The organism is Curtobacterium sp. PhB130, from assembly GCF_003755165.1.
GTDB lineage: Bacteria > Actinomycetota > Actinomycetes > Actinomycetales > Microbacteriaceae > Curtobacterium.
The window spans coordinates 243914-264370 of the sequence record NZ_RKII01000008.1; the positions used below are offsets into that span (position 1 = coordinate 243914).

17 protein-coding genes, 1 tRNA gene and 1 riboswitch are annotated in these 20457 nt (G+C 71.8%); of the genes, 6 read left to right on the forward strand and 12 right to left on the reverse strand.

All coding sequences use genetic code 11. The annotated features are described in order from the left end of the window. Positions 1–66 precede the first annotated feature (66 nt). From orn to EDF24_RS11200, 3 genes are all read left to right on the forward strand, one after another. On the forward strand, positions 67–774 hold the full coding sequence (gene orn, locus EDF24_RS11190; RefSeq protein ID WP_260233422.1) for an oligoribonuclease: 708 nt from the start codon (positions 67–69) through the stop codon (positions 772–774). A 64-nt stretch (positions 775–838) separates the two neighbouring features. After that, positions 839–914, forward strand: a tRNA-His gene (locus tag EDF24_RS11195). A gap of 104 nt (positions 915–1018) precedes the next feature. Then, positions 1019–1363, forward strand: a complete 345-nt coding sequence (locus tag EDF24_RS11200) for a metallopeptidase family protein (RefSeq protein ID WP_123702917.1) — start codon at positions 1019–1021, stop codon at positions 1361–1363. 32 nt (positions 1364–1395) lie between these two features. Here the strand turns inward: EDF24_RS11200 and EDF24_RS11205 are convergent, their stop codons facing one another. The 5 genes from EDF24_RS11205 to EDF24_RS11225 form a co-directional block, all read right to left on the reverse strand. Next, positions 1396–2028 carry an ATP-binding protein gene (locus EDF24_RS11205; RefSeq protein WP_260233423.1) on the reverse strand — a complete coding sequence of 211 codons (633 nt, stop codon included), beginning with the start codon at positions 2026–2028 and terminating at the stop codon, positions 1396–1398. Further along, positions 2021–2740, reverse strand: coding sequence for an energy-coupling factor transporter transmembrane protein EcfT (locus EDF24_RS11210; protein ID WP_243698292.1), 720 nt, complete (start codon positions 2738–2740; stop codon positions 2021–2023). Before EDF24_RS11210 ends, EDF24_RS11205 begins: the two co-directional genes overlap by 8 nt. 83 nt (positions 2741–2823) lie before the next feature. After that, positions 2824–4611, reverse strand: coding sequence for an ABC transporter ATP-binding protein (locus EDF24_RS11215; RefSeq protein WP_123702921.1), 1788 nt, complete (start codon positions 4609–4611; stop codon positions 2824–2826). Beyond that, positions 4608–5264 carry an ECF transporter S component gene (locus EDF24_RS11220; RefSeq protein ID WP_123702923.1) on the reverse strand — a complete coding sequence of 219 codons (657 nt, stop codon included), beginning with the start codon at positions 5262–5264 and terminating at the stop codon, positions 4608–4610. Before EDF24_RS11220 ends, EDF24_RS11215 begins: the two co-directional genes overlap by 4 nt. After that, positions 5261–5370: riboswitch (TPP riboswitch) on the reverse strand. (Overlaps the previous gene by 4 nt.) Positions 5371–5406: 36 nt before the next feature. Beyond that, positions 5407–5730 carry a hypothetical protein gene (locus tag EDF24_RS11225; protein WP_123654016.1) on the reverse strand — a complete coding sequence of 108 codons (324 nt, stop codon included), beginning with the start codon at positions 5728–5730 and terminating at the stop codon, positions 5407–5409. 115 nt (positions 5731–5845) lie between these two features. Here EDF24_RS11225 and glgX point away from each other — a divergent pair, with 115 nt between their 5' ends. Genes glgX through treZ form a run of 3 tightly spaced genes read left to right on the forward strand, consistent with a single transcriptional unit; the run spans position 5846 to position 12347 of the window. Further along, positions 5846–8092, forward strand: coding sequence for a glycogen debranching protein GlgX (gene glgX / locus EDF24_RS11230; RefSeq protein ID WP_123702925.1), 2247 nt, complete (start codon positions 5846–5848; stop codon positions 8090–8092). Further along, positions 8089–10596, forward strand: a complete 2508-nt coding sequence (treY, locus tag EDF24_RS11235; protein WP_123702927.1) for a malto-oligosyltrehalose synthase — start codon at positions 8089–8091, stop codon at positions 10594–10596. Before glgX ends, treY begins: the two co-directional genes overlap by 4 nt. After that, positions 10593–12347, forward strand: a complete 1755-nt coding sequence (gene treZ / locus EDF24_RS11240; protein WP_123702929.1) for a malto-oligosyltrehalose trehalohydrolase — start codon at positions 10593–10595, stop codon at positions 12345–12347. Before treY ends, treZ begins: the two co-directional genes overlap by 4 nt. A gap of 153 nt (positions 12348–12500) precedes the next feature. Here treZ and EDF24_RS11245 read toward each other — a convergent pair whose 3' ends face one another. The 7 genes from EDF24_RS11245 to EDF24_RS11275 all read right to left on the reverse strand — a co-directional run bounded on the left by EDF24_RS11245 (position 12501) and on the right by EDF24_RS11275 (position 20391). Next, entirely contained in the window at positions 12501–13295 is a 795-nt protein-coding gene (locus tag EDF24_RS11245) for a polyprenol monophosphomannose synthase (RefSeq protein WP_123654020.1), read from the reverse strand. A gap of 46 nt (positions 13296–13341) precedes the next feature. After that, positions 13342–14022 carry a class F sortase gene (locus EDF24_RS11250; protein WP_185021640.1) on the reverse strand — a complete coding sequence of 227 codons (681 nt, stop codon included), beginning with the start codon at positions 14020–14022 and terminating at the stop codon, positions 13342–13344. Between the two features lie 65 nt (positions 14023–14087). Next, positions 14088–15245, reverse strand: a complete 1158-nt coding sequence (locus EDF24_RS11255; RefSeq protein WP_123702933.1) for a glycosyl hydrolase family 8 — start codon at positions 15243–15245, stop codon at positions 14088–14090. Between the two features lie 132 nt (positions 15246–15377). Continuing rightward, positions 15378–16202, reverse strand: a complete 825-nt coding sequence (locus EDF24_RS11260; RefSeq protein ID WP_123654023.1) for a DUF4397 domain-containing protein — start codon at positions 16200–16202, stop codon at positions 15378–15380. A gap of 195 nt (positions 16203–16397) precedes the next feature. Next, positions 16398–18386: a glycosyltransferase family 39 protein gene (locus tag EDF24_RS11265; RefSeq protein ID WP_123702935.1), complete on the reverse strand. Its 1989-nt coding sequence runs from the start codon at positions 18384–18386 to the stop codon at positions 16398–16400. After that, on the reverse strand, positions 18383–19879 hold the full coding sequence (locus EDF24_RS11270; protein WP_123654025.1) for a glycosyltransferase family 2 protein: 1497 nt from the start codon (positions 19877–19879) through the stop codon (positions 18383–18385). Before EDF24_RS11270 ends, EDF24_RS11265 begins: the two co-directional genes overlap by 4 nt. Continuing rightward, positions 19876–20391 carry a GtrA family protein gene (locus tag EDF24_RS11275; protein ID WP_123702937.1) on the reverse strand — a complete coding sequence of 172 codons (516 nt, stop codon included), beginning with the start codon at positions 20389–20391 and terminating at the stop codon, positions 19876–19878. Before EDF24_RS11275 ends, EDF24_RS11270 begins: the two co-directional genes overlap by 4 nt. Between the last annotated feature and the right edge of the window lie 66 nt (positions 20392–20457).

Sequence of the window (20457 nt, forward strand, 5' to 3'; positions counted from 1 at the left end):
GGCCGACACCGGGCCTCCAGGCGGTCGGGTCCAGGGCCGCGCCCGGCCGGGAATAGGATCGATGCCATGGCAACCGCGAATGACCGCCTCGTCTGGATCGACTGCGAGATGACGGGCCTCGACATCGAGGTCGACGAACTCGTGGAGGTGGCCGTGGTCATCACCGACTTCGACCTGAACCCCGTGCACCCCGGGTTCGACATCGTGATCAAGCCGGACCAGTCGGCGCTCGACAACATGAACGAGTTCGTGACGAACATGCACGTCAAGTCGGGCCTCATCGAGGAGATCCCGAACGGCGTGTCCCTGGCGGACGCCGAGTACCAGGTGCTCGAGTACATCCTCGCCCACGTCCCCGCCGAGGGCTCAGCACCCCTGGCCGGCAACACCATCGGGACCGACCGTGCCTTCCTCGCGAAGTACATGCCGCGGGTCGACGGGCACCTGCACTACCGCAGCGTCGACGTGTCGAGCATCAAGGAGCTCTGCCGCCGCTGGTTCCCACGCGTGTACTTCAACGCGCCGGAGAAGCACGGTGGGCACCGGGCGCTCGCGGACATCCTCGAGTCGATCCGCGAGCTCGAGTACTACCGCCGCGCCGGGTTCGTCGCGGAGCCCGGGCCGACCACGGAGGACGTGAAGGCGATCTCGGCCGAGGTGGTGGAGTCGTGGGCACCCCGCCTGGCGCCGCAGACCGCGGACGCCAGCGCGGAGCAGAGCGCGGACACGAGCGCACAGACCGCGGACGCCGGCGCGGAGCAGACCGCCGAGTAGTGTCCCGAGGACCCTCCTGCGTGTACTACTATTGAGTGGTTGCCCGGCACGCCGGGCGGACATGGTGGGTATAGCTCAGCTGGTAGAGCGCCTGGTTGTGGTCTAGGAGGTCGCGGGTTCGAGCCCCGTTACTCACCCCAATGTTCATGAGCACGACCGAAGTGCATGAACACGCCCGAAGGCCCTCGTCGCGAGACGGGGGCCTTCGTCGTCGTCCAGGCGGATGTGCCACGATCGTGCCGTGATGGAGATGTCCGCCGACGCGTTCGAGGCCCTCGTGACCGACGAGCTCGACCTGCTCCCCGACGAGATGGTCGACGGCCTCGACAACGTGGTGTTCGTGGTCGAGGACGAACCGGAGGACGGCTCGGAGCTGTTCGGCATCTACGACGGCGTCGCCCAGACCGAGCGCGGGCAGTACGGCTTCGGCGAGCTGCCCGACCGGATCGTGGTGTTCCGGAAGCAGCACCTGGCGGAGTGCGACACCGAGGAAGAACTCCGCGACGAGGTGCACACCACCCTCGTCCACGAGATCGGCCACTGGTACGGCATCGACGACGAGCGCCTGCACGAGCTCGGCTGGGCGTAGCGAGCCAACCAGACCGCAACGCCACCGGACCGCTACGTCCCGAGCACCACGTCCGCCGATGCGCGCGGGTCCTCCGCCGCGATGAACGCGTCCTCCTGGAGTGCCCACCGCTCCCACTCCGCCGCGAACACCGCGCCGTCCCGGTCGAGCGCCCGCCGCTTGCGCAGCCCGTCCTCGGCGGTCATCCACACCCGGAGCGTGGCGAGCGGTGCCGAGGCGCGGGACAGGGACCCGCACCCCTCGATGACGAGCGGCGCGCCGGGTTCGAGCGACACCCACCCCGCGGGCGCCGACGTCTCCCAGTCCCACCGCCGGTACCCCGACGGCGGTCCGAGGACGTCGCGGACCACGGCCTCGGCAGCGTCGGCGAGGCCGTCCCAGCCCGGGTAGAGGTCGTCCAGGTGCACGACCCGGCATCCGAGCGCGTCGCCCAGGGCGTTCCCGAGCGTGGTCTTCCCGGTCCCGGAGCGCCCGTCGACCAGGACGACGGACCGGCGGCCGGATGCCCGAGCAGCCGACCGTGCGCGCGAGGCGAGTTCCGTTGCGGGGTCGGGGCGAGCCTCCAGGCCGGTGTGGACGGGGCAGACGGGCCCGACGGGACCGACGGGGCCGACGGGGCCGGTGCGGCCGGTGCGGCCGGTGCCGCCCTCGCGCGATTCAGCCACGCCACGTCCCCGCAGCGACCGACACCGCGATCGACACCAGGCCGATCCCGACCAGGACCGCGATCATCGCCCACTCGCGCCCGCCGAACCCGGCTGGCCTGGCCCACGTCCGACGACCGGGCGCACCGAACCCGCGCGACTCCATCGCGACCGCCAGGGTCGTCGCCCGTCGCAACGCCAGCACCAGCAGCGCGAACGCCATCGAGGCACCACGCCGCAGCCGCCCGGTGTCCGCCAGTCCCCGTGCCCGCCGGGCCATCGCGAGCTGCCGCCAGTCGTCGACCAGGAGCGTCATCATCCGGATCGCCGCCAGCGCTCCGAGCACGAAGCGGGCCGGCAGCCGCAGGATCTGTGCCAGCCCGTCCGCGAGGTCCGTGGGATCCACCCGGATGAACAGCGCGATGCTCGGCACCCCCACCGCGAGCACACGGAGCATCGTCGCGACCGCGAGCAGCAGGGACCCGTCGGTGACGTGGACGAAGCCGAGGTCGAGCCACTCCCGTCCGGAGGCCCGCCCGTAGAGCGCGATGCTCACGCCGGTCAGGGGGACCGCGAGGAGCACCGGAGACGTCCGGAGGAGCAGCGTCCGCACCGGGATGCGGAGGATCGGCAGCAGGGCGAGCTCGAGTCCCAGCGCGACCGCGGCGGACACCACGTCGAGGCTCAGCACCAGGCACAGGCCGAGGCCGAGCACGCCGAGGAGCGTGGCCACCGGTTGGACGGCGCGCACGCCTCGGACGGGCCGGACGGGAGGCTCGGCTCGGCTCGACGGGGCCGCCTGCGTCGCGGGGGCGGTCACCGCGGGACCTCGGACCGGGGTCGGGTGGGCGCGGTCGCGGTCGTCGCGGTCGTCGCGCTCGTCGCGCTCGTCGCGCCCGTCGCGCCCGTCGCGCCCGTCGCGCTCGTCGCGCCCGTCGCGCTCAGGACGAGTTCGTCCGCGTCCAGGGCCCGGACCAGGTCGCGGTCGTGGGTCACGGCGACCACCGCTGTCCCGGCGTCCGCAAGGGCTCCGAGCCGGTCGACCACCGCCTGCCACGTCGCGCGGTCCTGCCCCGAGGTCGGTTCGTCGAGCACGATGACCGGGGGCCTCGTCGCGACGACGGTGCCGATCGCGAGGCGCCGAGCCTCCCCACCCGAGAGCGTGAAGGGGTTCGCGTCCGCGAGGTGCCGGAGCCCGAACGCGTCGAGCAGTTCGTCCACGCGCTGGTCCGTGTCCGGCATGCCGAGGGCCCTCGGGCCGGCGGCGAGTTCCTCGCGGACGGTGCGGGCGACGAACTGGTGCTCGGGGTCCTGGAAGACGGTGCCGATGCGGGCGGCGAGCTCGCGGCTGGACCAGGCGTGCGGAGCGGTCGTGGCGGTGGTGGTGCTCAGGGCCTCGGTCGCACGGAGGGTGCCGTCGGCGGGGCGGAGGAGTCCGGCGAGCGTGAGGCCGAGCGTGGACTTGCCGACGCCGTTCGGCCCGGTGATCGCGAGGACCCGGCCGGCGCGGACCCGGAGGTCGATGCCGCTCCCGACGCGCTGCCGTTTGCCCCGCGCGGTCCCGAGTCGCTCCGCGACGAGGAGCGCCGCGTCGGGCGCTTCGCGCGGGCCGCCCTCGTCCTGCGGGCCGCCCTCGGCGAGCGGGCCGCCCCCGTCGAGCGGGCGAAATGCCCGGGCGGGGGCCTCGGCGGACGCCGGTATTTCGCCCGCTCGACCGGGCGCGGACTCGAGCGGGCGAAATGCCCGGGTGAGGGCCGCGGCGGACCCGGGTGTTTCGCCCGCTCGACCCGGAGTGCGAGCGGGTGTGCGCGCGGAACCCCTCGCGGGTTCGGCACCGGGGACCCACACGCCGGCCGCGGTCAGGGCGGCGCCGTGGGCCACGAGCACCTCGGCGGGCGGCCCGTCGGCGACCACACCTCCGCCGGGCTCGAGGAGCACGAGACGGTCGACCAGGTCGAGCCAGGTGCCGATCCGGTGCTCAACCACGAGGAGGGTCGCGCCGGTGTCGGCGAGCAGGGCCTCCACGGCGTCGTGCACCTGGGTGACGCCCGCGGGGTCGAGGTTCGCGCACGGCTCGTCGAGGACGAGGGCACCCGGGCGCATCGCGAGCACCCCGGCGAGCGCAAGCCGTTGCCGCTGCCCGCCGGAGAGCATGGTGGTGGACCGGTCGAGCGCCAGGTCGAGCCCGACGACGTCGAGTGCCGACCGGACCCGCTCCCACGTCTCGCCACGCGGGACGCCGGTGTTCTCGCACCCGAACGCCACGTCGTCGCCGACGCGGGACATCACGGTGTGCGCCTCGGGGTCCTGCATCACGAGTCCCACGCGGCCGCGGACGGACTCGGGTGCCGCTCCGTCGACGAGCACGGTGCCCTGCGCGGCGGCGGCGGTGTCGTCCTCGGGGTCCGGCTCGTCCGGCAGCACCGCGGCGACGGCCCGGAGGAGCGTCGACTTCCCGGCGCCGGAGGGGCCGACGATCGCGACGCGCTCCCCCGGCTCGACGACGAGGTCGACGCCGCGGACGGCCCAGGCGTCGCGGTCGGCGTACCGCCAGCCCCAGTCGTGGAACGCGATCCGGGCCGGGTGCACGCCCGGCGTGCTCACGCTGCCGAGGAGCCGGGACGGCGTCGGGTGTGCTCGCGACCGACCGCGAAGGAGGACAGCACCCCGGTGCGCGCGAGTGCCCGGACGATCAGCCACGACCCGATGCCGGCGATCACGGCACCCGAGATCGTGCCGCAGACGATGTAGACGGTCTTGAACGCGGCGTCGTACCCCGCGTACCAGAGCACCGAGTCGTTGATGCCCATCGCGAGGCCGGCTGCGGCTCCGGCGAGGACGACCACCGGGAGGCGGTACACGCGGTACAGGAACAGCGCGAGCACGATCTCGGCGCCGAGGCCCTGCACGAGGCCCGCTTCGAGGGTGCTCCAGCCCCACTGCGTCCCGAGGAGCGCCTCGACGCTGGCCGCGACGATCTCGGCGAAGAGCGCGGCGCCGGGCTTCCGGACGACGAGCGCGACGATGGGTCCGGCGAGGAGCCAGACGCCGCCGAAGAGCGCCTGGGTCCCGGGGAGCAGCAGGGCGACCGCTGCGGAGAGGGGCTCGTAGCCGAACTCCCAGAGCTTGAAGACGACGCCGACCGCGACGGCGAGCACGCTCGCCACGACGATGTCGACGACCCGCCAGCGGAGCGACCGCTTCGGCGCGGCGGACGTGGGGGTGGTTCGGACGGTGGACGGCGTGCTCGTAGGCATCTGTCAGGACTCCTCCCTGCGCCGGCATGACCCGGATCAGGTTCGACGGTCGGAGCGCTGCTCGCTCCCTCTCAGCCCGGCGATCCCGGACTCCCGTGTGTGTCCTGGCAGTGTACCGCTGCCCTCGGCCCTGTGACGGGGGCTACTTCTTCAGGACGCGGACGAGCTTCCGGAGCACCGTGCCGGTCACCCAGACCAGCGGGATGCTGACGGCGACGAGCGAGATGAGGTTGGGCTCGAACTCGAGGTCCTTGCCCGGGCGACGGATGTACGCGCCGATCGGCACGGAGACGCCGCCGCCCCCGCCGCCACCGTTGTCGTCGCCGTCCCCGCCGCCCCCGAAGCCGAACCACCCGAGGGACACCGGGATGAGTGTCTGGTCGCCGACCTCGACCGGTTCCCCGTAGTTCGTGGAGACGCCGATGGGACGGACCTTGTCTGCGATCTGCGTGACGATGTTGGCCATGCCGGCGACGCTACTCCGCTGTGGATGGACGCCGTTCGCCCACAGACCTGCGTGCGCGGCGGACAGCACAGGGACCCGTCGATACCTTTGGCAGGACCCATCTCAGGAGGATCGTTTGCACACCTGGCCCGGCAACCCCTACCCGCTCGGCGCGACCTACGACGGCAGCGGCACGAACTTCGCGCTGTTCAGCGAGGTCGCAGAGCGCGTGGAGCTCTGTCTCTTCGACGAGGACGGCAACGAGGAACGCGTTCCCCTCGTCGAGGTCGACGCGTACGTCTGGCACGCCTACCTGCCGAACGTCGGCCCCGGACAGCTCTACGGCTTCCGCGTCACCGGTCCGTACGACCCGGCGACCGGCGCACGCTGCAACCCGGAGAAGCTCCTCCTCGACCCGTACGCGAAGGCGACGAGCGGCGAGATCGACTGGGACCAGTCCCTCTTCTCGTACACGTTCGGCGACCCGGACTCCCGGAACGACGAGGACTCCGCGGCGCACATGGTCAAGGGCGTGGTGATCAACCCGTTCTTCGACTGGCAGGGCGACCGCGCACCGCGCACCCCGTACGGCGAGACCGTGATCTACGAGGCCCATGTGAAGGGCCTCACCGAGACGCACCCGGCAGTTCCGGAAGACCAGCGCGGCACCTACGCCGGCGTCTCCCACCCGGCGGTCATCGAGCACCTGCAGCGACTCGGGATCACGACGCTCGAACTGATGCCCGTGCACCAGTTCGTGAACGACTCGACGCTGCAGGACAAGGGCCTCTCGAACTACTGGGGCTACAACACCATCGGGTTCTTCGCGCCGCACTCGCACTACTCGTCCTCGGGCGACCAGGGCCAGCAGGTGCAGGAGTTCAAGACGATGGTGCGCGAGCTCCACCGTGCGGGGATCGAGGTCGTCCTCGACGTGGTCTACAACCACACCGCCGAGGGCAACCACATGGGCCCGACCCTGTCGTTCCGCGGCATCGACAACGCCGCGTACTACCGCTTGATGGACGACGACAAGCGCTACTACATGGACTACACGGGCACCGGCAACTCGCTCAACGTGGGACACCCGCACTCGCTGCAGCTCATCATGGACTCGCTCCGGTACTGGGTGACCGAGATGCACGTCGACGGCTTCCGCTTCGACCTCGCGTCGGCGCTGGCCCGTGAGTTCTACGAGGTCGACCGGCTCTCGGCCTTCTTCGAACTCGTCCAGCAGGACCCGATCGTGTCCCAGGTGAAGCTGATCGCCGAGCCGTGGGACGTCGGCCCCGGTGGCTACCAGGTCGGCAACTTCCCGCCGCAGTGGTCGGAGTGGAACGGCAAGTACCGCGACACCGTGCGCGACTTCTGGCGGGGCGAGTCCTCGACCCTCGGCGAGTTCGCCTCCCGGATCTCCGGCTCCGCCGACCTCTACGAGCACGACGGCCGCACCCCCAAGGCGAGCATCAACTTCATCACCGCGCACGACGGCTTCACGCTGTACGACCTCGTCGCCTACAACGAGAAGCACAACGAAGCCAACGGCGAGGACAACAACGACGGCGAGAGCCACAACCGGTCGTGGAACTCCGGGGTGGAGGGCCCGACGGACGACGAAGCGGTGAACGCGCTCCGGCTGCAGCGTCGCCGGAACTTCATCGCGACGCTGCTCCTCAGCCAGGGCGTCCCGATGATCGCCCACGGTGACGAACTCGGCCGCTCGCAGTCCGGCAACAACAACGTCTACGCGCAGGACTCCGAGCTGAGCTGGATCGACTGGGACACCGCGGACGACGACCTCATCCAGTTCACGGCCGACGTCACGAAGCTCCGGCACGACCACCCGACGTTCCGTCGCACCCGGTACTTCAACGGGCGCCCGGTGCGCCGCGGGCAGGACGAGCCGCTGCCGGACGTCGTGTGGCTGACCCCGTCGGGTGACGCGATGGAGCCCGAGGACTGGGACTCCGGATTCGGCAAGAGCGTCGGCATGTACCTGAACGGCGAGGGCATCCGCGGACGTGACTCCCGCGGGGACCGGGTGACCGACGTCGCGTTCATCACGTACTTCAACGCCCACGACGACGTCGTGACGTTCACGCTGCCCCCGGAGGAGTACTCGCCGGGTTGGACCGTGCGGATCGACACCGCCGACCCCGGTGCCCGCGAGGAAGTCCTCGGCGCCGGCACGCCGCTCGACGTCCCGGCCCGCTCGATGATCGTGCTCCGCGCCGAGCCCGACCACGAGGTCACGGTCACCCCCGCGGAGACCCAGACGGCCGGCGCCCCGGCACCGCGCGCACCGCAGGACGCGGTGACCCCGGCGAACCCGGCCGGTTCGACGGCTCCGAGCGGCACCGCGCAGGGTGGGACGACCCGATGACCAGCCGTGTGCCGGTGTCGACGTACCGGCTCCAGGTCTCGCCCGACTTCGACCTGGCCGCGGCGGCCGACGTCGTCGATTACGTGCGGGACCTCGGCGCCGACTGGCTCTACCTCTCCCCCGTGCTGCAGGCGGAGCCCGGTTCGAACCACGGCTACGACGTGGTCGACCACACCCGGATCGACGCCGAGCGCGGCGGGGACGACGCCTTCCGCGCGCTGACCGAGGCGGCCCACGCGGCGGGCCTCGGCGTGCTGGTGGACGTCGTCCCGAACCACGTCGGCGTCGCGACGCCGGAGAGCAACCCGTGGTGGTGGTCCCTGCTCGAACAGGGCCAGGGCTCCCCGGTCGCGCCGGCGTTCGACGTCGACTGGCAGGCCGGCGACGGCAAGATCCGGATCCCGGTGCTCGACGACCGGCTGCTGGATGCCGTCACGCTCGACACGACCCGGCAGCCCGCCGTGCTCCTCGTCGGCACGACCGCGTACCCGACCGCACCCGGGACGGTGCACGACGACGACAGCGGCCCGGACGCCGTCGCCGCGGTGCACGCCCGGCAGCACTACGAGTTCGTGCACTGGAAGCGCGCCGACCACGACCTGAACTACCGCCGGTTCTTCGCGGTGAACACCCTCGCCGCGATCCGCGTCGAGGACCCCGAGGTCTTCGCGGCCTCGCACGTCCTCGTCGGGGAGTGGTTCCGGGACGGCCTCGTCGACGGCCTCCGGATCGACCACCCGGACGGGCTGTACGACCCGGCCGGCTACCTCCAGGACCTCCACGAACTGACCGACGGTGCCTACACGCTCGTCGAGAAGATCCTCGAGCCGGGTGAGGAGCTCCCGGCGAGCTGGCCGGTGGACGGCACCACCGGCTACGACGCGCTCGGCATCGTCGACCGGCTGTTCGTCGACCCCCGTGGTGAGGAACCGCTCTGGGCGACCGTGGACGCCGAGCCCGCCGACTGGCAGGCGCTGACGCACGACACCCGGCGCGGGATCGCCGAGGGCATCCTCGGCAGTGAGGTCGAGCGGCTCGCGCGGCTCCTCGAAGCGGACGGCACGGCGCAGGACCTCGACCACGCCCGCGTCGTCGATGCCCTCGCCGAGGTCATCGCGTCGTTCGACGTCTACCGCACCTACCTCCCCGAGGGCGCGCACCACCTCCTCACCGCCCTCGAGCTCGCCGCCGAGACCCGCCCCGACCTCGACGACGTCATCGACCGGATCGCCCCGGCGCTCGTCGACCCGTCGAACGCCGCCGCGATCCGGCTCCAGCAGACCAGCGGCATGGTGATGGCGAAGGGCGTCGAGGACACCGCCTTCTACCGCACCGCGAAGCTCAGCTCCCTGAGCGAGGTGGGCGGCGACCCGAGCATCTTCTCGGTCGGTCCGGACGAGTTCCACGCCGCGCAGCGCGAGCGCCTCGCCAGCTGGCCCCACACGATGACGACGCTCACCACCCACGACACGAAGCGCAGCGAGGACACCCGCGCCCGGATCGCGGTGCTCGCCGAGCTCGGCGACGAGTGGACGGAGACCTTCCAGCGACTGCACGCCCTCGCCCCGCTCGAGGACGAGGTCTTCGCGAACCTGCTCTGGCAGGCGATCGTCGGCGCCCGTCCGGCCTCGCGCGAACGACTGCACGCCTACGCCGAGAAGGCCGCGCGCGAAGCGGGGAACAGCACGACCTGGACGGAACCGGACGAGGACTTCGAGGGCCGCATGCACGCGCTCGTCGATGCGTCCTTCGACGATCCCGCCGTGGTCGCACTGCTCGACGACCTGGACCAGCGGATCGATGCTGCCGGCTGGTCGAACGGCCTCGGCGTGAAGCTCGTCCAGCTCACCGCGCCCGGCGTCCCGGACGTCTACCAGGGCACCGAGCTCTGGGACCGCTCCCTCGTCGACCCGGACAACCGGCGCCCGGTGGACTACGCCGAACGCCGGCACCTCCTCGCCGAACTCGACGGCCCCGACGACGACGGGCCCGAGGTCCTGCCGTCCATCGGCATCGACGGCGCCGCGAAGCTCCTGGTCACCAGCCGTGCCCTGCGCCTCCGCCGTGACCGGCCGGAGCTGTTCACCCGGTACCTCCCGATCGAGGCCACCGGCAGCGCGGCCGACCACGTCGTCGCGTTCGACCGCGGCGGCGCCGTCACGGTCGCCACCCGACTCCCGATCGGGCTGGCACGGGTCGGCGGGTGGGGCGACACGCTCATCCACCCGGCTCCCGTCGACCGCGTCGACCTCCTGACCGGGAGGCCCGTCCCGGCCTCCAGGGGCATCGCACTGTCCGAGCTGCTCACCACCTACCCCGTGGCCCTGCTGGTCCCGGCGGCGGACGTGGACGAGACCGGCCACGTCGCCGACGCGGCGACCGGGGCGGACGCGGGGCGCGCCTCCCGTCCGGCTGAGACCGCACCGACGCCGGATCCGAGCCGGACCGACTCGACCGAGACGCCCGAACAGGCGGAGATCGACATCCTGGAGGGCCACGCATGACCGCACCCGACCGCTACGCCGTGTGGGCGCCGGACCCCGAGCGGGTCCGCCTGGTCGTCGACGGCACCGAGTACCCGCTGACCCGGGGCGACGACGACTGGTGGCGCACCGACGAGATCGTCCCCGTGGTCGGTGCCCGGTACGGGTTCCGCATCGGCGACGACGACGCCGTCCGCTCCGATCCCCGCAGCCGGTACCAGCCGGACGGCGTACACGGTCCGTCGGAGGTCGTGGACCCGGCGCGGTTCGCGTGGACCGACGAGTCGTGGACCGGTCGGCCGGCCCGCGGCGCGGTGATCTACGAGATGCACGTCGGCACCTTCACCCCCGAGGGCACGCTCGACGCAGCCGCCGAACAGCTCGACCACCTCGTGGAGCTCGGTGTCGAGTTCGTCGAGCTCCTGCCGGTGAACGGCGTCAACGGCGAGTGGAACTGGGGCTACGACGGCGTCGCCTGGTACGCGGTGCACGCACCGTACGGCGGCCCGGACGCCTACGACCGCTTCGTCGACACCGCGCACGCGCTGGGCCTCGGCGTCATCCAGGACGTCGTCTACAACCACCTCGGACCGAGCGGCAACTACCTGCCGCTGTACGGGCCGTACCTGGTGCAGGGGCTCGCGAACACGTGGGGTGACTCGGTGAACGTCGAGCACCCGGAGGTCCGTCGGTACGTCCTCGACAACGTGCGGATGTGGTTCCGGGACCACCACGTCGACGGGCTCCGGCTCGACGCGGTGCACGCGATCCGGGACACCTCCCGGCCGCACGTGCTGGCCGACATGGCGTCGGAGACGGATGCGTACGCGTCCTTCGTCGGCAAGCCGCTCTCGCTCATCGCGGAGTCGGACCTCAACGACCCGGTCATGTTCCGGCCTCGCGAAGCCGCGGGGTACGGGCTCGTGGGGCAGTGGTCCGACGACTTCCACCACGCCGTGCACGTGGCGCTGACCGGGGAGACGAACGGCTACTACGCCGACTTCGCCCCGCTGTCGGCGCTCGCGAAGGTACTGCGGGACGGCTTCTTCCACGACGGCACGTGGTCCTCGTTCCGCGGCAAGCGGCACGGGCGGCCCATCGACCGCGGCACCTCCCCCGCGACGGCACTCGTCGTCGCGAACCAGAACCACGACCAGATCGGCAACCGCGCGGCCGGCGATCGTCTCGCCGCATCGTTGTCCGACGAGGGCCTGGTCATCGCGGCGGCCCTGACGCTGCTCGGCCCGTTCACGCCGATGCTCTTCATGGGCGAGGAGTTCGCCGCGACGACCCCGTGGCAGTTCTTCACCTCGCACCCCGAGCCGGAACTCGGCAAGGCCACCGCAGAAGGACGGATCGCGGAGTTCGCGGAGCACGGCTGGGACGAGTCGGTCGTGCCGGACCCCCAGGACCCGTCGACGTTCCAGAACTCGAAGCTCGACTGGTCCGACGTGACGTCGGACCGGGGCACGGCGATCCTCCGCGCCTACCGGGTCCTCGTCGCGCTGCGGCGTACCGACGAGGCCTTCGTCGACGACCGCCACGAGGCGAACGCCGTCCGCATCAGTGAGGAACGGCGCTGGCTCGTCCTCACGCGCGGGCTCCTCGGGCCGACCGCAGCACCGGTGCACGTCGTGGTGAACTTCCTCGACGACGCGGCCGAGGTCCCGGTGCCCGGCGCGACCGGAGAGGTCCTGTACGCGTTCGGTGAGGCCTCGGTCGCGACCGACTGCGTCCGGTTCACCGGCCGCGGGGTGGTCGTGCTGCGGTAGTCACGCTCCGTGCCGCTCGAGCGAGGGGCCGGAGTGGTGCGCGAAAGCGACAGTGCTCGACCGGAATCCGGCCGAGCACTGTCGCTTTCCGGGACCACTCCGGCGGAAACTCCGCAGCGCGAGCGCAGCGCGAGCGCCAGCGCCGCGCGCTCGTCAGTGGATCGGGTTGGACACCGCGTGCGCGTTGCGGCGCACCGACGGCAGCGGCTTGTGCTCCTTGGCGAGCGCCCGGGCCTCGCGGAGGCGCCGGTCGATGCCCCACTTCGTGACCAGGGTCAGGCTCTCCCGGACGATGTTCCCGCTCATCTTCGAGACGCCGAACTCCCGCTCGGTGAAGGTGATCGGGGTCTCGACGACCTGGAGCCCGGCCTCGAGGGCGCGCCAGCACAGGTCGACCTGGAAGCAGTACCCCTTCGAGGCGATGCCGTCGAGGTCGATCCGCCGGAGCGCCTCGGACGTGAACACCCGGAACCCACCGGTGGCGTCCCGGACCGCGATGCCGAGTGCGAGTCGTGTGTAGAGGTTGCCGCCGCGGGACAGGAGCTCCCGGTACCAGGGCCAGTTCTCGACCTCGCCGCCCTTGATCCAGCGGGACCCGAGGACGAGGTCGTTCGTGTCCGCCAGCTCGATCAGCCACGGCAGGTACTCCGGGTGGTGCGAGCCGTCGGCGTCCATCTCGACGAGCTTGTCGTACCCGTGTTCGAGGCCCCACGCGAAGCCGGACAGGTACGCGCCGCCGAGGCCGTCCTTGACGGTGCGGTGCAGCACGTGGACACGATCGGTCGAGGCGGCGATCGAGTCCGCGATGTCGCCGGTGCCGTCGGGCGAGTTGTCGTCGACGACGAGCACGTGAACCGTGTCGTCGGTCGCTGCAAGGGTACGCGACACGATGGGGCGGACGTTCTCCGCCTCGTCGTAGGTCGGGATGATGACCAGGGTCTCGCTCATGGTGCTCCTCGAAGTTCCGTGTCGAAGGTATCGGTCGGGTGCTGGATCAGCTGTCGGACAGGGATGCGAACACGATCAGGTTGTCCGTGTAGTGCCCGGTGGCCGTGTCGAACGTGCCGTCGCACGTGATCAGGCGGAGTTGCGGGGTGGGGGTGGTGCCGTAGACGTCGCTCGTCGGGAAGGCGGACTTCGAGGCCCGCTCGGTGTCCTGGACGGTGAAGGTCCGGGTGCTGCCGTCGGACATCGCGACGTGGATCTCGTCGCCGGACACGAGTTCGTCGAGGCGGAAGAACACCGCGGCGCTCGTGGGGCTGTCCACGTGTCCGGCGATGACCGCGGGGCCGACCTCGCCGGGGACGATCCCGTCGCTGAACCACCCGGCGTTGTCCCAGCCCTTCGGCGGGTCCAGTTCGCCGGCGGATCCGCGGTGCAGGTCCTCGAGCGAGGCGTCCACGCCGATCGCCGGGATCGTCACGCGGGTCGGGGTGGCGTCGGACTTCGCTGCGGGTGCGGCCGGGTCCTGGAACCCGGTCGTGTCCCGGTCCCCCGCGGCAGCCGAGGCCGACGAACCGGACGACCCGGCCCCAGACGACCCGGCCCCAGACGACGCCGACGACGACGACGCCGCCGACGCACCCGCGACCGGGCCGGAACCCGATCCGGAGGCGAACGCGACCCCCGTCACGACGGCCCCCGCGATGACGACCGCAGCAGCGGCAGCCCCCACGGCCACCCACCGACGCCGAAGACCGCGAACCGGACCAGCAGGCCCACGCGCCGACCGCCGCCCGGTCACGACGCGCCTCCGGCCGAGGTCGCGCACCCGCCGAGCACGTCGGAGGTGAGCATCGTCGCCCCGAGCGCCGCCCACGCGTCGCCGTAGTACGTCGGCGTCGTCGCAGCGGTCCGGTCGGCCCGGTCGACGTCCTTCGCGGCCGCAGCGGTGGAGCCGGCGGCCTGCTCGGCAGCGGCACGCGCGACGTACGCCAGCGCACTCCTGTCCCCGGTCACGGCCGTGCCGCCCAGGTCGAGCTGCGCCGCGAGCTGCGTCGTCCGGCGGAGCGTCGGCGCGATCGACGCCGCGAGGGAACGGTCGGCGCTCGTGCACGCCTCGGCGTACCGGAGCGGCATCCGCATCGCGTCGTAGCCGTACAGCACCCGGGCGTCGTTCCCGGTCGCCGGCATCGGGTCGACGCTGCCGTCGGCGTGCACCTGCGACCAGTCGCTCGGCAGGTCGGACTTCTCGAGCACGGCCTTCGTGACGGCCCGGGAGCCCGCTTCGAGCCCCTTCCAGCGGTCGTCCCCGGTGGCGGATGCGAGCACCCGGTAGGCGGCGGGCGACGCGTACGAGGCGTCGTACCGGTACGGCTCCGAGTCCGCCCACGGCCCGGGCAGCAGGATCCGCCCGAGGTCCGTCGTCGCGGTCTCGTGCTCGAGCACGGCGGCGGCCATCCGCTTGCCGGCCTTCGTGTAGGTGTCGTTCCCCCACGACGACCCGGCGAGCACGAGGGCCCGGGCGGTGTCGAGGTCGGCGTCGCTCGCGGACTGCCCGTCGGCGATGCCGCCGTCGGTCGTCCAGCGCCATGCGAGCAGGTCGTCGTCGGTGAGCATGTGCTTCGCCGTCCACTTCCAGATGTCACCGAAGCGCTCACGGTCACCCGAGGCGTAGGCGATGAGCAGGCCGTACGCCTGCCCCTCGCTGACCGTGTCGTCGCCCTGGTCGGTGCGGACGATGCGGCCGTCCTGCTCGTACCGGTCGAGGAACGCGGCACGCAGCTCGGCGGCGGAGCGGGTGCCGTCCGGCGCGGTGGTCGAGGTCGGGGTCGACGCGCCACCGGCGTCCGATGCGGGGTCCGACCAGGGTCGGACCGCCGCGACGGCGATGCCGCCGGCGACGAGGACCGCGGCGAGGCCGACGGCGGTGACGGGGATCCAGTTCCTGCGGGTCATGCTGGCCTGCTCTCTGCTGGTTGACGTGGACGACGGGCTGGTCGCCGTGGACGACGGGCTGGCTGGGGCAGCGGACGGGAGGCTCGGATCACGTCAGCGGATCGGCGGCGGCGATCCGGGCCTCCGTCCGGATCAGTGGAACAGTCCGCGGAACACGCGCACCACCGCGTGCAGGAACCCCGTTGCCGGGCGGTCGGCGGCCGTGCCGCCACCGCCGGTCTGGACCCCGCCCTTCGGCGTCGCCGCGGTGGCAGCAGCGTCGGTCACGGGCACGATCGTCAGGTCGCCCGCGCTGTTGTCGAGGACGAACAGGGTGGAGACGGTGTTGCCCTTGAGGTCGACGTCCGCGGTGCCGGTCTGGCCGCTCCCCGCGATGTCGAGGTCCCACTTGCCGGCGTCCACGGTGGCGTACTCGGTGGCGGTACCGAACGCGGCGTTCGTGGCGACGTCGGTGCCGTCCGCGGTGACGTCGACCTTCTTCGCCGTGGTCGCGGCCTGGACGAGCCGGAGCTTCGCCTTGCCGTCACCGGGCTGGGCGAGGTCGTCGGAGAACGCCGCGGTCTTCAGCGACTTGTTCTTGCCGTACGCGACGACGGTGCTCGCGTCGCCGCCCTGCACCGTGACGTCGGTGGAGATCACCGGGGTCGAGTCCGGTGCGTCCGAGGCGCGCATCGAGAGCACGTAGGTGCCGGCGGCGAGCTCCTGGTACGGGCTCACCTGGCCGTAGGTGACGTCGTCGAGCTCGAAGACCTTCTTGCCGCCGGACAGGCTCGACAGTTCGACGTCGACGCCCTTCGTGTCCGGGGAGAGGTGGCCGACGCGGAGCCAGCCCTCGTCGGCGGTCGCGGCGCTGGCGGCCTGGGGTGCGGCGAGGCCGACGGTCGCGGCGACGAGGGTCGCGGCCAGGGCGCCGACGACGGCGACGCGACGGCGGGAGGTGCGTGCGGTGGCGTTCATGGTGGTGCTCCTTCGGGTCGGGTGGTGCTGGTCGTTCCGGGTCAGGGCCGCGCGCGCTCCGCGAGCGGGCGAAATGCCGGGGTGGTCGTGCCGCCGACCGTGGTGTTTCGCCCGCTCACGGGAGCCCGCGCACGGGGCTAGTGCACGGGAGCCCGCTCACGGGGCTCGTGCACGGGACGCACACGGGGGCGGCGGTCACGATGCGCTGACCGCGGTGCTCGTCGGGTCGGTCGTCGGGAAGACGATCGTCAGGGTGTCGCCGTCGCGTTCGACCGAGGTCGGGCGGAAGGCGCTGGACATGGCCTCGAGGGTCTGCTCGGTCCGGCTCGCGGTCTGTGTGCTCGACGCGTGCAGGACCACGCGGCGGAAGGCCTGGCCGGTCTCGCCGGTCATCGGGGTGAAGCGGTCGACCCGCACGGACCGGTCGGCGAGGACCTGGCCGAGCGCGATCATCGCCCGGGAGTCGACCTGGCCGGCGCGGAACTGCGACTTCGTCCCGGAGTCGGCCTCGAGTGCCGGGTTCTCGGCGAGCTGCGTGCCGAGCGTCTTCCGCTGGTCGGTGGCCTTCGTGATCTCCTGCTTCGCGGTGGTCTCGCCCTGCGGGTGGATCTGCCGGACGTCGACGGCCTGGTTGCCGGTACCGAAGGTCGCGACGCTCGTGGAGTTCGCGATCGCCTGACGGACGTCCGAGGACGAGTTCCCGCCGGTGCGCATCGAGTCCGTCGTGACGACGTAGTCGGAGTCCTTCCAGCCGTTGGGCGACTGCTTCTCCACGGCTCCGTCGGTGTCGAGCTTGTAGTACCAGACCACGTTGTTCCGGGCGAAGCCGTCGTTCACCAGGTCGACCCACATCGCGTCGTCGACGAGCATCCGGGAGCGCTTGTCGACGTTGTCGCCGATCCAGTTCTCCGCCTGCGCCATCGGCTTGTCGAGGTCGGTGACGAGGAACCCGCGGAGCTGCGAGCCCCAGAGCGGCACGGCGGCCACGAGCGCGGCGACGGTGACGAGCGCCCACGCACCGCCGAGGGCGCGACGCGAGACCCCGCGGAAGCGGGTCCGGGCGCGGAAGGCGGTGATCCCGCTCAGGGCGAGGACGGCCCGCTCGCCGACGTAGGCGACGAGGAGCGCGGCGAACGGCACGAGCATGATCACGTACGGCACGGGCAGGTACCCGTTCGGACGGAACATCATCGCGAGGAGGAACACGAGCATCGCGGCGATCGGGCGGACGCGGCGCAGGAAGACCCCGACGATCGCGGCGGCCGAGCCGAGCACGATGAACACCGGGTCGAGCGCCCACCACTGCGACGCCGCCTCGTTCGCCAGGCTGCCGCCGGTGAAGAGCGACCCGCTCGCCTCGCGGCTGCCGAGCTGGTAGGTCACGCCCTCGAGCAGGCTGACCTTGCCGGCGCTCGGCAGGAGCTCGCCCTTCACCGCGGCGAGCAGGATGTACCCGCCACCGATCACGGCGAGGACCGCGCCGGCGACGCTGAGCGTGTACCGGCGGGTGCTCGGGTCGGCACGGCGGAACGCCATCCAGACCAGGAACGGCAGCGCCAGCAGGTAGGTCTCCTTGCTGAGCACCGCGACGCCGAGGCAGGCGGCCGCGCCGACGAAGCCCGCGAGCTGCTGCCGGCGGCTGAGCACCAGCACGAACGCGGCGAGGAGCCACGGGGTCGCGACGTTGTCGATGTAGACCGTGCGGTGGTACTGCAGCGCGAGCGGCGACAGGCCGAAGACGAGCACCGCGATCGCGGCGGTCGGACGGGCGGTGCCGAGGCGTCGGGCCAGCACGAACACCAGCACCGCGGAGACGGCGGCGAAGAACACCATCGCCTCACGCGCGGCCTCGACCGCGAACGGGTACCGCGCGAACGCTCCCGTCAGCGACGTGTAGCCGGCGATCTGGATCCAGCCGAGCGGCGGGTGGTCGTACCAGTACGTGTAGTGGGTCAGTTCGCCGAGGTGGGTGATCGCCCACGCCTGGGCGGTGTACGTGCCCTCGTCGTCGATGCGCTGCGGGATGCCGCCCATGTTCCAGGCCTGCACCACCGCGGCGATCGCCACGACGGGGAGGAGCCACGCGAGGCTCCGGGCGTGCACCTGGAACCAGAGGCGCACACCGGTGGCGGTGGTGGTCCCCCGGACCGGGATGCCGGTCGTGTGGGTGATGCTGGCGGTCATCGGGTACCTCCGGCGCTGGTCGACGAGCCGGCGGTCGCGAAGACCGGCTCGGGGCTGGTGACGGCGGACGGGAAGCCGACCACCTCGGGCTGCTGCACCGGGGTGCGGTGCTGCCCGGTGTGCTCCGTCTTCTCCCAGCCGTTCTGCTTCCGGGCGTGCCGGATCACGGCTCGGACGGCCGCCGCGGCGAGGAAGACCTGGTACGGGATCAGGCCGAGGACGAGCTTCACGTAGTCGCGGATCCGGACCTTCTCCTTGTAGAGACGCCCGAACTCGCCGAGCCCGGCGATCTCCACCGCCAGGAGCATCAGCGTCGGGGCGAGCGGGATGAACGAGACCAGGGCGATCGCCGTCGGGACCTTCACGAACGCGATCATGACCACGCTGAGCGGGATGAGCAGCCCGGTCGCCGCCTGGATGAACGGCATCGTGAGCAGGTAGCGGGCGAAGAAGCGCTGCTTCAGCGTCGGGAGCTTCTTCCACTCCCCCTTCTCCAGGACCTGCAGGAAGCCCTGGTTCCAGCGGGTGCGCTGCTTCAGGAGGGACGCGAAGGTCGGCGGGGTCTCCTCGCGGGTGACCGCCTCCGGGCTGTACGCCACGACGACCTTGGCGCCGTCGGCGGAGAGCCGGACTCCGAGCTCGCAGTCCTCGGCGAGGCAGTGCGCGTCCCAGCCGTTCGACCAGTCCAGGCGCTCCTTCGTCACGAAGACGGTGTTGCCGCCGAGCGGGATGAACTTCGACTCGGCGTGGAAGTGCAGACGCGAGCGGAACCAGAAGTAGTACTCGAGGACGTTCCGGAGCGACCACCAGCTGGACTTGAAGTTCATCAGCTGCACGCCGCCCTGCACGACGTCGGCGCCGGTCTCCTGGAACCGGGAGTCGACCAGGGTGAGCAGGTGCGGGTACACCTCGTCCTCCGCGTCGAACACGCCCACGACGTCACCGGTGGCGTGCTGCAGCGCCAGGTTCATCGCCTTCGGCTTGTTCTTCGGCAGGGTGTCGTCGACGACCACCTTGATCAGCCCGGGGTGGCGGGCAGCGGCCTCGCGGACGACCCGATCGGTGCCGGGGTCGTCCTCGCCGACGATCGCGATGATCTCGAAGTCGGGGTGGTCCTGCGTGGCGAGCATGTCGAGCGTCTGCCCCATCACGTCCTCCTCGTGCCGGCCGGGCACCAGGAGCGTGAAGCGGTGCGCCGCGGGACGCGGCGTCTGGCTGAAGCTCGTCGCGCGGAGCGCGGAGCGCGAACGCCAGGCGTGCAGCATCCACCACAGGGTGGACAGCGCGACCAGCGTGAGCAGGACGGAGATGGCGATGAGGGCGCTGTAGCCGATCCACTCGCCCACCGACCAGGCGGCGTGCGGGACCTGACCCGAGCCTCCCGTCGGGACGTCCGTGGTGCCCCGGTTCGGGACGTTCCCCGACGTGCCGGACTGGTCCTTCGGCTGCAGCAGTGGCCCCGCAGCGATGGTCAACGTGCTCAGCGGTGTCATTCGAGGATCTCCTTCGTGCGACGTGCGTCCCGGGAACGGAAGACGAGTGCCTTGTACGCGGCGAACCGGAACGCGGTGCCGAGGACCAGGCCGACCCCGTTGCCGGCGACGTTGTCGGCGAGGGTGGAGGTGAATCCGAGGAGGTAGTGCGAGACGTAGAGGCACCCGGCGGCGATGCCGAGGCCGATCAGGTTCGTGAGCGCGAACAGCAGGCCCTCGCGGATCGTCTCCCGACGTCCGGTGGTGCGCTCGGCGCGGAACGTGATGAAGCGGTTGAGGACGTACGCGACGGCCGTCGAGACGACGGCCGAGGCGACCTTCGCGCCGATCGGCTTGTCGTCGAGCACCGTGGCGCGCAGCAGGTTGTAGACGCCGAGGTCGACGAGGAAGCAGAACGCGCCGATGGCGCCGAAGGACACGAGTTGGCGGGCGGTCGCGATCAGGGTCGCGAACCGGCCTGCGGGTGTCACCCGTTCAGGTGGCACCACAACGAGGGTGTCGGTCGAGGTCATGCCCCCGATTCGGGGGGCTTCTCGTCTGGGTTTGGGCGGGGTACGTACTTACCCAGGGGTCTGCCA